Annotated in this window: 17 protein-coding genes; 1 reads left to right on the top strand and 16 read right to left on the bottom strand. The window is 70.9% G+C overall.

The window, feature by feature from the left end:
- The 14 genes from ACGFYH_RS16090 to ACGFYH_RS16025 all read right to left on the bottom strand — a co-directional run.
- Positions 1 to 518 (bottom strand): biotin carboxylase N-terminal domain-containing protein (locus ACGFYH_RS16090; RefSeq protein ID WP_393803744.1); only part of this gene is annotated, 518 nt, incomplete at its 3' end.
- A gap of 1 nt (position 519) precedes the next feature.
- A complete protein-coding gene (locus ACGFYH_RS16085) occupies positions 520 to 1,104 on the bottom strand; it encodes a flavin reductase family protein (protein ID WP_393803743.1) in 585 nt (194 codons plus the stop codon).
- A gap of 41 nt (positions 1,105 to 1,145) precedes the next feature.
- A complete protein-coding gene (locus ACGFYH_RS16080) occupies positions 1,146 to 2,858 on the bottom strand; it encodes an NAD(P)/FAD-dependent oxidoreductase (RefSeq protein ID WP_393803742.1) in 1,713 nt (570 codons plus the stop codon).
- 229 nt (positions 2,859 to 3,087) lie between these two features.
- Positions 3,088 to 3,972, bottom strand: a complete 885-nt coding sequence (locus ACGFYH_RS16075; protein WP_393803741.1) for a MarR family winged helix-turn-helix transcriptional regulator — start codon at positions 3,970 to 3,972, stop codon at positions 3,088 to 3,090.
- Between the two features lie 243 nt (positions 3,973 to 4,215).
- Entirely contained in the window at positions 4,216 to 5,688 is a 1,473-nt protein-coding gene (locus tag ACGFYH_RS16070) for an MFS transporter (RefSeq protein ID WP_393803740.1), read from the bottom strand.
- Between the two features lie 70 nt (positions 5,689 to 5,758).
- Complete coding sequence (locus tag ACGFYH_RS16065) at positions 5,759 to 6,418, bottom strand: hemerythrin domain-containing protein (protein ID WP_393803739.1); 660 nt, start codon at positions 6,416 to 6,418, stop codon at positions 5,759 to 5,761.
- Between the two features lie 138 nt (positions 6,419 to 6,556).
- Positions 6,557 to 7,867 (bottom strand): cation:proton antiporter, encoded by a 1,311-nt coding sequence (locus ACGFYH_RS16060; RefSeq protein ID WP_393803738.1) that lies wholly within the window; start codon positions 7,865 to 7,867, stop codon positions 6,557 to 6,559.
- 60 nt (positions 7,868 to 7,927) lie between these two features.
- Positions 7,928 to 8,503 carry an NADPH-dependent FMN reductase gene (locus tag ACGFYH_RS16055; protein WP_393803737.1) on the bottom strand — a complete coding sequence of 192 codons (576 nt, stop codon included), beginning with the start codon at positions 8,501 to 8,503 and terminating at the stop codon, positions 7,928 to 7,930.
- Positions 8,500 to 8,901 carry a nitroreductase family deazaflavin-dependent oxidoreductase gene (locus tag ACGFYH_RS16050; protein WP_393803736.1) on the bottom strand — a complete coding sequence of 134 codons (402 nt, stop codon included), beginning with the start codon at positions 8,899 to 8,901 and terminating at the stop codon, positions 8,500 to 8,502. The genes ACGFYH_RS16055 and ACGFYH_RS16050 overlap by 4 nt, the downstream gene beginning before the upstream one ends.
- A 179-nt stretch (positions 8,902 to 9,080) precedes the next feature.
- The gene (locus ACGFYH_RS16045; RefSeq protein ID WP_393803735.1) at positions 9,081 to 9,563 is read right to left on the bottom strand and encodes an ester cyclase; all 483 of its coding nucleotides are present in this window, start codon (positions 9,561 to 9,563) and stop codon (positions 9,081 to 9,083) included.
- Between the two features lie 27 nt (positions 9,564 to 9,590).
- The gene (locus ACGFYH_RS16040) at positions 9,591 to 10,130 is read right to left on the bottom strand and encodes a nuclear transport factor 2 family protein (RefSeq protein ID WP_393803734.1); all 540 of its coding nucleotides are present in this window, start codon (positions 10,128 to 10,130) and stop codon (positions 9,591 to 9,593) included.
- Entirely contained in the window at positions 10,127 to 10,498 is a 372-nt protein-coding gene (locus tag ACGFYH_RS16035) for a dehydrogenase (protein WP_393803733.1), read from the bottom strand. Before ACGFYH_RS16035 ends, ACGFYH_RS16040 begins: the two co-directional genes overlap by 4 nt.
- 363 nt (positions 10,499 to 10,861) lie before the next feature.
- Positions 10,862 to 11,068: a hypothetical protein gene (locus tag ACGFYH_RS16030; RefSeq protein WP_393803732.1), complete on the bottom strand. Its 207-nt coding sequence runs from the start codon at positions 11,066 to 11,068 to the stop codon at positions 10,862 to 10,864.
- Entirely contained in the window at positions 11,065 to 11,700 is a 636-nt protein-coding gene (locus ACGFYH_RS16025; protein WP_393803731.1) for an OvmZ protein, read from the bottom strand. Before ACGFYH_RS16025 ends, ACGFYH_RS16030 begins: the two co-directional genes overlap by 4 nt.
- A 388-nt stretch (positions 11,701 to 12,088) precedes the next feature.
- On the opposite strand from ACGFYH_RS16025, the gene ACGFYH_RS16020 reads away from it, so the two are divergent.
- Entirely contained in the window at positions 12,089 to 12,646 is a 558-nt protein-coding gene (locus tag ACGFYH_RS16020; RefSeq protein ID WP_393803730.1) for a TetR family transcriptional regulator, read from the top strand.
- 80 nt (positions 12,647 to 12,726) lie between these two features.
- On the opposite strand, the gene ACGFYH_RS16015 is transcribed toward ACGFYH_RS16020, so the two are convergent.
- Complete coding sequence (locus ACGFYH_RS16015) at positions 12,727 to 13,344, bottom strand: ScbR family autoregulator-binding transcription factor (RefSeq protein ID WP_393803729.1); 618 nt, start codon at positions 13,342 to 13,344, stop codon at positions 12,727 to 12,729.
- 142 nt (positions 13,345 to 13,486) lie between these two features.
- On the bottom strand, positions 13,487 to 14,284 hold the full coding sequence (locus ACGFYH_RS16010; protein WP_393803728.1) for a response regulator transcription factor: 798 nt from the start codon (positions 14,282 to 14,284) through the stop codon (positions 13,487 to 13,489).
- Positions 14,285 to 14,342: the final 58 nt, after the last annotated feature.

Raw genomic sequence — 14,342 nt, 5'->3', positions numbered from 1 at the left:
AGGGTGCGGGCGACCTTCAGGCCGCGGCCGCCGCCGCCGAAGGCGGCCTTGATCGCGATGGGCAGGCCGTGTTCCTTCGCGAAGGCCACGACCTCTTCGGCGCCGGAGACGGGGTCGGGGGTGCCGGCGACCAGGGGGGCGCCGGCGCGCTGGGCGATGTGGCGGGCGGCGACCTTGTCGCCCAGGTCCCGGATGGCCTGCGGCGGGGGGCCGATCCAGACCAGGCCGGCGTCCAGGACGGCCTGGGCGAACTCCGCGTTCTCGGAGAGGAATCCGTAGCCGGGGTGGATGGCGTCCGCGCCCGACTCGCGCGCGGCTGCGAGGACCTTGTCGATGTCCAGATAGCTGGTCGCGGGGGTGTCACCACCCAGGGCGAACGCCTCATCAGCGGCGCGGACATGCAATGCGTCCCGGTCCGGGTCCGCGTAGACGGCCACGCTCGCGATCCCGGCGTCCCGGCAGGCCCGGGCCACGCGGACAGCGATTTCGCCACGATTGGCGATGAGCACCCTCCGCATCTCAGGACGCCTGTCGGGCGGGCGCCGGTGCGGACTGCGCCACGTGGCTGAACCGGCCGGCGGCGGTCTGCAACGGCCCCAGCGATCCGTCGAAGAAGATCAGCGGCTCCCGTCCGGGCTCCGGCGCTCCCAGCTCCACCACCTCGCCGACGACGATGTCGTGGTCACCGGCCGGGTGGACGTCGACCGTGGTGCAGGTCAGATGGGCCAGCGCCTCGCTCAGCACCGGCAGTCCGTCCGCGGTGAAGTGGTGCGGAACACCCCCGAGCACGTCCGGCCGCCGCTCGGCGAAGTGGCGGGCCAGTGACTGCTGCCGTCCGGACAGGAAGTTCACGGTGAACCCGCCGCTCTCGGTCAGCAGGGCGTGCAACCGGGAGCGCTGGTGCAGACAGAACAGGACGAGCGGGGGTTCCAGGGAGACCGAGGTGAAGGAGTTGACGGTCGTCCCGTCCGCCTCGCCCTCGGGTCCGGTGGTGATCACCGTGACGCCGGTCGTGAACAGGCCGCACACACGGCGCAGGCCCGGTGGATCGACGGGCCTGCGCTGCTCGGGGGCGCGGGTCAGCGACCGCGCTGCTGCGGACATGGGCATCCCTTTCTTGGCGGTGTCGGAGGGGGCCGCGCGGGTCAGAGGAGTTTGCGGACCTTGGAGCCGGCCTTGAGGATGCCGAGCAGGAACTCCCGGCCGACGCTGTTCATCTCGGCCGGCGCCTTGGCGGAGGCCCAGTACAGGAAGCGGGCCATCGTCGCCGTCGAGGGGTAGATGAAGCGCCGGCTCTCGTCCTTCCAGCCGAAGACCGGGTTGACGACGGGGGAGTCGTCGAGCAGCTTGAAGACGATGTCGGCGGCCTCGTCACCGGTCAGCGCGCCCGCCTCGTACTTCTCACAGGTCTCCGCGGTGGCCTCCAGCAGCTGCTTGAAGGAGTCGCTCTGCGGCCACCACAGGCCCGGGTACGGGACGTTCTCCAGCTCGTCGAAGTGCTCCTGACGGCCGTCGCGCAGGTGCTGGAGGCGGGCTCGGGTCAGCCGCATGGTGCCCGGGGTGATGAAGGAACCCCAGATCCGGAAGACCGCGTTCCACAGCCGGAAGTGGGAGAAGGAGATGAAGGAGCTGTTCACGAGTTCGTCGTTGTACTGCAGGAGCCCCTGCTCCAGACGCTCGACGTACTCGAAGCGCTCGGCCGAGAAGTCGTCGTCCTTCAGGGCGGCCACCAGACGCGAGGTCAGCGCGTCCACCACCTCCAGGGTGTTCGACAGTCCCCGGGAGAACAGCGGGTCGAGGAAGCCGGCCGCATGCGACATCAGGCACCAGCGGTCGCCGACGGTCTGCTTCGAGGAATACTGCAACCGGTCGGTGGATATCCATTCCCGTACCCGGGTGGCACCATCGAATTGCCGCTTGACCGCGGGGTATTTGTCGAGGAAGAGCTGGAATTCCTGCTCCGGGGTCAGGTCCTCGGGTTTCGGATAGGTGCGCTCGTCGATGGTCAGCGCGACGCTGCACAGCGGATTCCGGGACTTCTCGTGGTTGTCGAACGGAATGATCCAGAACCAGCCGCGCTCGATGAGATGGTGCATGGTGCCGGTGTGCCAGTCGACCGGCGGGCGGAGTGCGGTCGGATGCCCGCTGACGTCGTCGAACCGTTTGACGCCGACGTAGTGGGTGAACATCGACCGGGAGTGGTGCTTGAAGCGGGCCGGCTTCTCACGCAGGTCGAGCTTGTCGGCGAGCGGCGAGCGGAACCCGGAGGCGTCCACCAGGTACTTCGCCCGGTACAGCTCGGGCTGGGCGCCCGGGGCGGCGCTCTTGCCGAGGACCGACACGCCGTCGTCGTCGAACTCGACCTCGCTCGCACGCCAGTTCTGCCGCGGTGTGCAGCCGTACTTGACCGCCACGTGGAACATGAAGGCGTCGCTGTCCTGGCGGAACATGTGGCTGTTCTGGTGGAAGATCTTCGGCAGCGCCAGCTGGGTGGCCTGCCGGGGGTCGGGTTCCTTGCCGACCTCGTGCTTCATGAACCCGAAGTGCGCCTTGGTGCCGAACGTCGGGGCGATGTCCCGGGTGGAGGCCTGGACGCTGGCCAGGCTCTTCAGCTCGGGTATGTGGTGCCGTTCGGAGAGGATGTGGATCCACTCCACGAGCTGCGGGGTCATGGACTCGCCGATGGCGAAGCGCGGGTGCGCGGCCGCGTCGACCAACAGGACCTTCGCGCCGTGCCGGGCCAGGATCGTCCCCGTCACGGAGCCGGCCAGCCCCGAGCCCAGGACGATGACGTCGAAGGTCATCTCCTCGGGGACGTCGGCCGGTTCGGGTATGCCTTCGGTCCGTGTCGCGACCATGAGCTGTCTCCTTCGTCGGGGGCGGTGCACAGCGGGTTCTGGTGGTGGTCACGGCGGCGTGACCGCATGAAAAAAGGCCCCTCACTCCGTTCGGAGTGAAGAGCCTCAAAAGGGCCTCGTGAGTATGTGTGGAAAGGGACCTGGAAGAGGTCCCGAAACCGGATGCGAGAGGCGGCCGAAAGGCATGCGGGAACCGCTGGATTAAGCGTGACAGCCTTTTCCCGGAGGGTCAACCCCCGGTCGGGACGGATGGCGTCGAAAATTCGGAGAAGGCGATTCCGGAATGTGTGGGGGCCAGGATTTTCAGCAGCAGGGCGCGCAGTTCCTCCGCGCCGCCGGGACCGAGCAGGTCCGCCACGTCCGTCGCCAGCTCGGCGACGGCCCGTGCCACGACGCCGAGCTTCTCCCGGCCGTCGTCGGTCACTTCGAGGGCGTAGCGGCGCCGGTCGTGCGGATCGCGGCCGCGGCGCACCAGCTGCTGCCTGACCAGTTCGTCCACGAGCTGGGAGGCGGCGGGCCCGGTGATCGCCAGCAGTTCCGCGAGTCGCTGCTGGGCGCAGGGCCCGAACGTCGTCAGGGCGGACAGCGGGCCGTAGTGGCGCACCCGCAGACCGGTGCCGGCCAGCTTCTCGTCGCCGAGCCGGCGCAGCCGGTGGTGGGCCTGGGCCACCAGGTACTCGGTGCCCTGCACCAGGGGCTGCGCGGACTCGGGCAGCAACCGGGCGAGGAGGCCGTCGAGCCGCGCGGTCTCGTCGGGGGTGAGTACGGAGGTCAGCCGGGCGTCCCGCTCGGCCACCGCACGCCGTCGGGCGTCCAGTGCCCGCCGGCCCTCGTTTGTCAGGGAGAGCACGTACTGGCGCCGGTTGTCGGGATTGCGGGTGCGCCGGACCTCACCGCGTTCCTCGAGGCGGTCGATGACCGACACCATGATGGTGCGGTTGATGCCCAGCCGCTCGGCCAGATCGAGCTGGGACTCCCAGTCGTGGCCGGTGAGCGCGTCGAGGATCAGGAAGTCGCGGGAGTCCGCGTCGCCGCCGTCGCCGGTCGAGGAGAACTGGGCGTGGACCCGGCGCAGGAGGTAGCCGATGAATCCGGTGAGTGACTCGGGGAGCACACCGGGAACTTCCGCGGTCTCCTCGGTCCGTGTGACGGGGCCTCGCCCGGCGTCGCGTTCATACCGCAAGAACAGCACCTCCTGCCCGAGTATACGGGCCGTGTCCGGGACCGTCCGGTGGCGTACGCCGCCCCGCGGAAGCGGTGCCCGTGCGGGTGGGCGGAAGGGGCGTGCCGGCCGGCACGCCCCTTCCGGGGCTCCGGCGGCCCGCGCCCCGGGGGACAAGGCGGGGCCGCCGGAGGGTCACAGCGCGACGGGGGGGCGCTCCGCGTCGCGCTGCGGCTGGGGGGCCGCCGCGGGGGCGGTCACCAGGGCGATGACCAGAGCCAGCAGGTACAGGCCGGCCCCGAGCAGGAATCCGTAGGAGTACCCGGTGGTCAGCGCCTCGGGGACGTTGCCCGGCAGCTCGTTGTCGGTGATCACCGTGGCGGCGGCGGCCAGCGTCGCCAGGCCGATGGCTCCGCCGATCTGCTGGGCGGTGTTGACCAGGCCGGAGGCGGCGCCGGTGGCCTGCGGTTCGACGCCGCGGACGCTGATGACGGTGACGGTCACGAAGACCATGCCGAGGCCGAGGCCGACGACCAGCTGTGCGGGCAGCAGGGCCGCCAGCGGGTTCTGGCCGGGGGCCAGGAAGCTGAACCAGACCATGCCCGCGATGCCGACGACCAGGCCCAGGGCGATCACGGACCGCTCGGACATCCGGGCCAGGAGCTGCGGGCCGAGGCCGCCGGCCGCGATGCCCATGCCGAGCGCGAAGGGCAGGTACGCGAGGCCGGTGATCATCGGCTCGTAGCCCTTGACCACCTGCATGTAGAGGGTGAGGAAGTAGAAGGTGGCGAGCATGCCGGCACCGACCAGGAACATGATCAGGTTGGCTCCCACCCGGCTGCGGTCGGCGAGCACACCCCGGGGGATCATCGGTGCGCGGCTGCCGCGCTGGATGAGGACGAAGGCGACGAGCAGGACGAGGGCGACGGCCAGACCGATCAGGGTGACGCCGTCACCGATGCCCTCCTCGCCGGCCCGGGTGATGCCGAAGACGAGGGCTCCGAAACCGAAGGTGGCGGCGAAGGCGCCGGGCACGTCGACCTTGCCGCGCTCGCGGTCGCCCTCGACGAGGACGCCGGTACCGACGAGCACGGCCAGGGCGATCGGGATGTTGATGAACATCACCCAGCGCCAGCTCAGGAACTCGGTGAGCACGCCCCCGAGCAGCAGGCCGACGACCGAGCCGAGACCGCCCATGGCGCCGTACACCCCGAGCGCCTTGTTGCGGGCGGGGCCGGCTTCGAAGGTGGTGGCCAGCAGTGACAGGGCGGTGGGGGCGGCGATGGCGGCGCCCGCGCCCTGGATCACCCGCGCCAGGATGAGGAGTTCCCCGCTCTGGGCCACGCCGCCGAGCAAGGAGGCGGCGGTGAACAGGACCAGGCCGATGCGGAACACGCGGCGTCGGCCGAAGAGGTCACCGGCGCGACCACCGGCCAGCAGCAGGCCGCCGAACGCCAGCGCGTAGGCGGTGACGACCCAGCCGAGGCCGGACTCGCTGAGGCCGAGGGCGCTCTGCATGCTCGGCAGGGCCACGGCGACGATGGTGTTGTCGAGGACCAGCATCAGCTGAGCCGCGGCGATGACCAGCAGCGCGAGGCCGGGCCTGCCGTTCTGCCGCGGCGGCGCCGCGGCCTTGGGGACGGCCTGGGGGCGGTCTTGCAGCGACATGAGTTCTCTCCGATGTCTCTGGTGGGAAGGGGGTGGGTGCGGCGGGCCGGGACCGAGCGGCGGCCGCGGTTCAGCGCAGGGCGGCGTCCGCCTTCGGGGCCCAGATGTCCAGGTCCTCGTAGGCGGCGCGCCACTCGGTGGCGTAGGCCTGGCGCAGCGGTTCGGGCATCTTGCCGAGGACGGTGGCCACCTTGGCCGCGTCGATGTCGTCCAGCAGCCAGGGCAGGTAGCGGGTGGAGTCGTCGCCGATGCGGGTGCGCTGCTCGGCGCTGAAGGCGGCCCATTCCTCCTGGCTCAGGGTGAGGTCCATCAGGGCGAGGGCGTCCCGTTCCTCGTGGTCGAGGTGGCCGCCGAGCCGCGTGTGGAGGGCGTCGGACAGGCCGCCGAGGCGCTCGAGCCCGGACTCCCGGTCGGCGAGGGCCGCGTCTATGTCCGCCAGCAGGGGCTCGATCACCGCGTGCTCGGCCTCCATGGCCCCGAGCAGGGCCAGCTCGTCGGGACGGCCGGCCAGGGCACGCTCCATCGGGGGCCACACGGTGACGTCCTCGGAGACGTGGTGGGCGGTCAGGAACTTCTTGAACAGCTCCCAGCCGACCGCGGTGCTCAGCACGTGCCGGGGGTCCTCGTCGACCCGGGCGGTGATCCGGGCGATGCGCTCCAGTTCGCGCCTCAGGGCGTCGTGGATGGCGAACATCATCGTCATGTCGAGGTTCTTGAAGTCCTGATTCATGGCTCTCTCCCTCATCGCCTCGCTGCTCCGCGCGGTACTGCGAAGGTATCGTCAACTTGCTTATCTATCAAGAGGCCAACTAGCAAATGGCCAACCATCAGAGATCCAATAGATGGCATGGGGTGGCGAAGGAGCAGGTCAGGGCTGTTTGACGGGGTGCAGGGCGGGTTTCTCCGCGTCGGCGGTTTCCGCTGCGTCGGGACGGCCGAGGGCCGGGGCGGGCGCCGTCCGGCGGATCAGGATCAGCGCCGGCGTGGTCACAGCCGTGGTCACCAGGGCCATGAGCACCAGGACGGTGAACAGATCGGGGCCGACGATCCCGAGACCGAGGCCGATGTCCAGTACCACCAGCTCGGTCAGGCCCCGGCAGTTCATCAACGCGCCGAGGGACATCGAGTCCCGCCAGCCATGGCCGGTCAGCCGGGCCGCGAGCGCGCTGCCGCCCCACTTCCCCAGCACCGCCACGGCGAGCACGGCACCGGACCACAACCACAGCGCCGAACCGCCGCCCAGCAGCGACACGTCGGTCCGCAGACCCGTGCTCACGAAGAACAGCGGCAGCAGCACCGGAACCGCGAAGGCACGCAGCCGTACCGCTGTCGTCGCGGTGCGCCGGCTGCCGCGCGGGGTGACCACACCGAACAGGAAGGCGCCGAACAGCGCGTGCACGCCGATCCGGTCGGTGACGTACCCGGACACGCACAGGCCGCTGAACAGCACGACCAGCACCATGGCGTCGGAGTGGCGCCGTTCGGCACGCGCCGTCCACCGGGTCAGTAGCGGCCGGACGACGTAGAACAGGACCAGCGTGAAGGCCGCCGCGTACAGCGCGGTCGTGACGGCATCGAACGGTGAGCCGCTGTTCGCGACCGCCACGACGGCCGCCAGCAGGCACCATGCGCTGACGTCGCCCACGGCCGCGCTCGCCATGGCGAGCGCGCCCACCCGGCTGCGGTACAGACCGCGATCGGTGAGGATGCGGGCGAGTACCGGGAACGCGGTGATGCTCAGCGCCACCCCCATGAACAGCGCGAACGACAGCCGGTCGGCGCCGCTCGGGGCGAGGGAGCCGTACATGCCGAGCGCCAGCAGGGCGCCCAGCACCAGCGGCACGGCGGTGCCGACCTGGGAGACGGCGAGGGCTGTTCCGCGGTCCCCGCGCAGCGCGCGGAGGTCGAGTTCCAGCCCGACGAGGAACATGAAGACGAGCAGTCCGACATTGCCGAGCATGTCGATGTACGGGATCACGGACGGGTCGAAGAGCCAGGCCTGGCCCTCGGGCCACAGAGCGCCCAGCAGGGAGGGGCCCAGGAGGATGCCGGCGAGGATCTCCCCCACCACCGGTGGCTGGCCCAGCCGGCGCAGGAGCTGGGCGGCCGCCCGGCTGACGAGGATCACCACCGGAACGGCGATGAGGAGGTCGGAGAGGGGGTCGGGAACAGCGGCCATCACATCTCCTGAGACAGGCAGGGGTGGGGGCGGGCACGCGCCACCGCGACGGCGGAGGCGTCAGGAGCCGTAGGGGCGGGCTTCCTTGGCCGTGCGCAGTGCCTCGGCCCACCACAGCAGTTGGTCGAGCATGAGCTTGGCGGCGGCCTCGCACCCCTCGGGCTCGGCGGGAAAGCGCCCCTCGGCGTCGAAGTGGTCGAGCACCCGGGGGAAGGTGACGACGTCCTTCATCCCCACGCAGTGGAACTCGGCGAAGATCTGCCGCAGATGCTCGATCGCCCGCACTCCCCCCGCCGCGCCGAGCCCGTAGCCCACGAAGCAGACCGGCTTGGCCTGCCACTCGGACTGGAAGCTGTCGACGAGCGTCTTCAGCGGTCCCGGAATGCTGCGGTTGTACTCCGGTACGACCACCGCGTAGGCCTCGGCGGCGGCCAGTCGCGGGCGCAGCGCCGCCGCCACGGCGTCGTCCGCGGCCAGGTCGGCCGGCAGCGGATGGTGCGCCACGTCCACGACGTCCAGGACCAGGTCGTCGCGCTGCCGGGCCACGCGGGCGAACCAGTCGGCCACGTCCGGGGCGAGCCGTCCGTCGCGGGCCGAGCCGACGAGGAGCACGACCCGGACCGGCGCGGGCGTCACCGGTCCGCCGGCGCGGGCGCGGGTACCGGCGTCAGTGCGAGGAACTCGGTGGCCTCGACCCGGGACAGGATGCGGCGGGTCACGGCCGGCATGCTCGTGGTGCCGTCGTCGGTGAAGACGACGGGGTCGGTCGTCCGGATACGGCGTCCCCGGGTGGTGATCTCGCAACCGCCCGCCGCCAGAACGTTCTTGACCCAGTCCGAGCCGGGCCCGTACGGCAGCGTGATGACGATGTCCGCACCGCGCCGGAACAGTTTCACCGGCGTGGTGAACTCCCGGCCGGACTTACGGCCCCGGTGGTGGACCTTCCCGAACCCCGGCAGCCGGCTGAACAGGGGTCCCACGAACCGGTTGGCGAACCGCCGGTTGAACCGGGCGACTTTTCTGTCGATGGGCATGACGTCCTTCCTTGTGCGTCTCGTGCGTCTGCCGCGTCGATCGCGCACGGCGTCGATCGCGACCGCCGTGCCGTCCGCGGAGCCGGAGGGCCGACGGCCGTCCGGTGCCCGGCGCCGGCCGCGGGCGCCGTGGGGGCGCTGCCGCGGCCGGCGCCGGAGCGGGGCCGGGTGCGTCCGGGTCAGGCGCCGGGCCTGCCCGCGCCGGGACCGCCGGCCGGGGTGAGCGGGCCGGCCGGCTTGCCGCCCGACTGGAGGAAACGCTGCAGGGCGAAGTTGTCGACGATGCCCCAGCGCTCGGCGATCCGGTCGCCCTCGAAGCGGAACCAGATGATGGCCTGGTGCTGGACCTGGAGACCGGTCGGCGGGATCCCGATGAAGGGGCCCGTGTGCCGGCCGTGCATCACCCAGCGGATGGCGGCCTTGTCGCCCTGGGCGATGAAGTCGAGGATCTCGTACTTGATGTCGCTGAACGCGGACTGCTGGATCCGGATGGTGTGCTTGAACGCCTCCGGGCCGCGCATGGAGTCGTCGTGGCTGCCGTGGTTGCGGAAGTCCGCGGTGAGGTAGCGGTCGGCGGCCGAGAGGTCGCCGAGGTCGAGGCCCTCGTGGAAGACCTTCTCGATCAGTTCCCGCTGCTGGTCCGCGGTGAGCGTGGTGGGCATGGTGGGTTCTCCTTCGCTGGGTTCGCGCTACTGGGACGGGGTGCTGTGGCCGCGGGTGTCGAGCGTTCGCGCGTCGACCTGGGTGACGCCCGAGGGGACGGCTCCGGTGGTCCACACGATGCGCAGCCGCAACCGGTCGAAGCGCCAGCCGTCCGGCGTACGGCGGGCCGTTCCGGCGAAACGGCCGCCGAGCTGGAAGTATTCGGAGGCGTCCGGAGGCAGTGGCGAGCCGTGGTGCACGTGGGAGGCGATCAGGCTCCAGCCGACCTCGGCGCGGTCGCCGTCGACCTCGACCGTGCTGTCGGAGCCGTGGTGGTGCGTACGGCCCCAGCGCGCCATGATCCCGGCGGTGAAGCCGTCGACACCGGCGCTGCCCCGGTGGCTGCCGACCGGGAACGTCATCTCGATGTCGTCCGTGAACAGCGACCCGGCCCAGGCAGCGTCGAAGCCGCCGGCGTCGAGGCTGGCCAGATAGCGCTCGACGAGGTCCTTCAGCGCCGTGATGTCGGCCAGGCGGGCCACCTCGGCGGCCAGACCGGCGGGGCTCACGACCTGTCCCCGGGTCATGACACCCTGCGCGCTTCGGTCCGGGCGCCCGTCGCGTAGATCACGGCGTCGTCGGGGCCGTGGACGACGGCCCTGCCGTCACCGGTGAGCGTGTCCCCGGCGAGGCGCGCGGTGATGTCGATCTGTATGTACGCGGCGTGGTGGCCGTTGGGGCTGATCTGGGTGACGTCGAGGTTGAAGTCCTCACGCAGGGAGAACTCCAGGGTCTCGTCGTCGACGGCGGTCCACGCGCCGTAGCCGGTGCTCTTGCGCGTCGTGACCGAGAGCGAACCGTCCGGGGCGAAGTCGACCGTGTACTCGTCCACCTCACCGTCGTGCGTGACCGTACCCGTCCATCGTCCGACGGGTGTCCAGGTAGAAACAGGCATCGACGACACATCCTCGAATCGGGGCGGCAGAAAAAAGAGATCCGCAGCGGGCCGGCAGTGCCGACCCGCTGCGGATCTCGTAAGAAGGTGAAGAACGCGGGGCTGCGGAGAGCCGGCCGCGGAACGCGCCACCCGTGGAGCCCGCCGTCGAAGAAACGGCGGCGTCCGGGCATGGGGGCGCCGCAGAAAGTGTGACACTTGTTGCCTGCGCCGTCAACAGCCCTGCTTATCAAGGAAGTTGACGCAACAGGGCTGCCCCCGTGGCCGGTGTGGGCCACGGGGGCAGCTGTGGACCCGATCCCCGCACGGATCGGTCCTTGATTTCCGCGGTCGGTCCAGAGGGCGGTCCCCTCGGGACCGGGGTCATTCGGGCGGGCTCCGCCGGGTCAGGGCCAGCAGTTCCTCCAGGTCGTACTCCGCTCGCTGCGGGCCGCCATGGCGGGTGATCTTCCCGCGGCTGGCCCATTTGCGGATCGTGGCCTGGGAGACGCCCATCGCCAGGGCGGCCAGTTCCGTGGGCACCGTACGGCGCCGGGACGCCCCGCCGGTGCGCTCAGCGAAGCCGTTCACGCGGCCCACCCCTTCTCCGTGCGGTCGGCCAGCAGCAGCCACTGCCGGGGCGGCACCGGGTGGCCGGTGTCGCAGGAGACATGGCTGGGGACGCGGTCGCGGTCCGTCGGCACGACGCCGAAGAGCGTGCCACCGCACGCGTGCCGTGGGCAGGGACCGAGCGGGAACCTGCGCACCGGCCCCGGGCCGAACAGCTCGCCGAGGGCCGTGAGCAGTTCGGTGATCTCCTCGGTGAAGTCGACGCCTGCCGGGTGGTCGGCGAACCACGTCAACTGCTGCCGCAGGAACCGCACCAGCCGGCCGAGCCCATGGCCCGTCGCCTCGGGGGCGGCACCGCCGCGCTCGTCCAGGACGAGCCGCGCCCACTGCCTCAGCGTCTCGGTCACCTGGCTCCGCAGGGACACGACCCGCTCGTCCAGCACGATGCCGACGGTGCCGCGGCTGCCGCTCACCCGCTGCCGCAGCGCCGTGCCGGGGACGGCCGCCAGGGTCTCGTCGCTCTCCTTGTACAGGGCGAGCAGCGTACGCAGTTCGCGGCCGGTCCGGTCCAGGCACCCGGTGCAGATCCGGCCGCACCGCCGTGCGCAGTCCCTGCTCGTGTGGTCCTCGGTGGTTCTCTCGTGCTCATCCATCGAAATCCCCCGAATCCGTGGCAGTTTCGCAAGACGACATTCAGTCTCACCGGGCCCCCGGTCTTCTTCAACGGATGGCGATGCAGGGTTCCATCAAGCATTCGCGGCTGTGTCAGCGGGATGTCAACGCCGTGCCAAGTGCCCAGTTCCGAGCGTTCCGGCGAGCGGGCAACTCGGAGAAACATACAAGTCGGTCCGCTTGCCAGGATGTCGTTCCGGTGTTCCGGAACGGAAGGTTCAGGCCATTTACTCTATGTATGTGGGGGAAATGTGAACGAGTGAACGTCGTGCCGAGCTGCCGGGCCCGCACGTTGCTTCCGTAAAACAGACGTCCTTGTATCATTCTGTTCAACGAGCGGAAACATACGGAGAAGGCAGGGGCGGTCTGATGCAGGCGCGGTCCGAACGGACTCGTGAGGCTCTGATCCGGGCCACGGCGGAGCTGATCGCGGAGGGGCGCCCGGCCGACGCGGGGCTGGTCAACATCTGCCGCAGGGCCGGAGTGAGCCGCGGCGCGCTGTATCACCACTTCTCCTCGACCGCCGCGCTGGCGGCCGCCGTCCACGACCAGGCTCGCCTGCGGCTGGAGGAGATCGTCGACGAGGCGTTCTCCGGCCCGGCCGCCGACGCTCCGGAACGCTTCTCCCTGGCCCTCGCCGAGGCGCTGGGCACCGACAAGATCGTCCGAGCGGGCATGGAGCTGGCCCCCGACGGCTCGTCGGGGCCGCCGAGGCTGCGCGACCACCTGATGTCGCTGGTCCGCGACCGTGTGGTCGCCGTACACGAGGTGACCGGGAGACCGGACGATGCGCCGCGCCAGGATCTGGCCGATCTGGCCGTGGTCATGGCCGCCGGCATCGAGACACTGGGCCGGGCGGACCCCGGGTGGTGGGACAGCGGCATCTCCCGTCGCCTGTGGGGACTGGTACGCCCGCTGTTCCCCTGAGCGCCCCCGGGCGGGCCGCGTCCCTTCCGGGTGAGCCGTGACAACGTTCGCAGGACGTCCGCATGATGTCCGCGGGCAGGTCAGGGCGCAGGGGCGGCCGGGGCCGTGGTGCGGAGCCGGCCGATCAGACCGGGAGTGGCGAGCCCGGGCAGGAAGAAGCGCCAGAAGGAGCCGACCCGGTCGCGCAGGTCCTTCCGGCCGGTGTACGCCTGGGACATGATCTGCAGGCCGGTGAAACATCCGACGACGGTCGTCGCCGCCTCGCTCACGTCGACACCCGGCAGGAGTTCGTCCCGCTCCTTCGCTTCCCGCAACAGTTTCTCGATCGCCTCCAGGGACTGCTCGTAGGCGGTCTGCGGAGGGCGGTCGAAGGAGGTCTGCTCGATGGTCAGACGGACGCTGGCACGCAGGACCGGGTCGTGCTGGAGGCGGCGGGCGAACTCCAGCGTCAGGTCGATCACGGACTGCAGCCGCACCGGCCGGTCCGGTACCTCCAGGGCCTCGCCGTGGGCCTGCACCAGGGCCACCGCGATGGCTTCCTTGGAGGGGAAGTGGTGGTAGAGGGAGCCGCGGGTGAGTCCCGTGCGGGCCAGTATGTCGTTGGTGCTCGCGGCGTCGTAGCCGCGTTCGTCGAAAACATGCGCGGCGGCCTCCAGGATCGACCGTCGTGACCGCCTGCCGCGTTCCTGTTGAGCCATGCCGCATCCCTACCCTGCACTCGCCTGTCCCGACAGACTAGTTGGTATTGTTGGCGTCGGCTCTCTCCGTGCCGGTCGAGCCGACGACGGTGGGACCGCGGCGGGACGCGAGTGGGTGCGGGGGGCTTCCGGGCGGCCGCGGTCACGGATGGCCGAGCCGGAAACCGACCCCGCGCACGGTGATGATCCAGGTGCTGGAACCGAGCTTGCCGCGCAATGTACCGACGTGCGTGTCCACCGTCCGGCCCCGCGGCGACCACGCGTCCTCCCACACCTGGGCCATGATCTGGCGCCGGGTGAGCACGGTGCCGGGCTGCAGGGCGAGCAGGTGGAGCAGGTCGAACTCCTTGCGCGTCAGGTCCAGGGGCTCGCCGTGGAGGGTGGCGGCCCGGGCGGCCACGTCGATGCGCAGTCCGGCGTGCGTGATGACCCGGCCGGTGTCCGCAGTGGCCGGCCGGCCGTGCGAGCGGCGCATCACCGCCTCCATGCGGGCCAGCAGCTCGCGGAAGCCGTACGGCTTGACCAGGTAGTCGTCCGATCCCGCCTGGAGGCCGAGCACGCAGTCGAGTTCCGATCGCCGCGCGGTGACGGTGATGATCGGTGTGTCACTGATCGCCCGAATGGCCCGGCACACCTCCAGGCCGTCCAGGTCGGGCAGGTCCAGGTCGAGCAGGATCAGGTCGGCGTCGCGGTGACCGCGCAGCGCCTGCGCGCCGGTGTCCACGCCGCGGGCGGCATACCCCTGCCGGATCAGCCCCCGCAGGAGCGTTTCGGCGGCCCGCTGGTCGTTCTCGACGACCAGTACGTTCCGGGCCGCCACGCCGCCCGCGGTGCGCGGCGGGGGCGCGAGCCGGCCCGGTCCGTCCGGCCCGCCCGGACCGTCGTGCGGGAAGTGGCGCTGCGGTGACGGTCCGACGAGCTCCGCGTACTGCCGGTTCATCTGCCCCCCTGAAGACACACCACGTCAACACGGACTGAGGTTCACGGGAGAGACAATA

Source organism: Streptomyces sp. NPDC048392, assembly GCF_043200575.1.
Lineage (GTDB): Bacteria > Actinomycetota > Actinomycetes > Streptomycetales > Streptomycetaceae > Streptomyces.
Note: the sequence above shows the minus strand (reverse complement) of the source record. Positions and strands in the feature narration are given on the sequence as shown.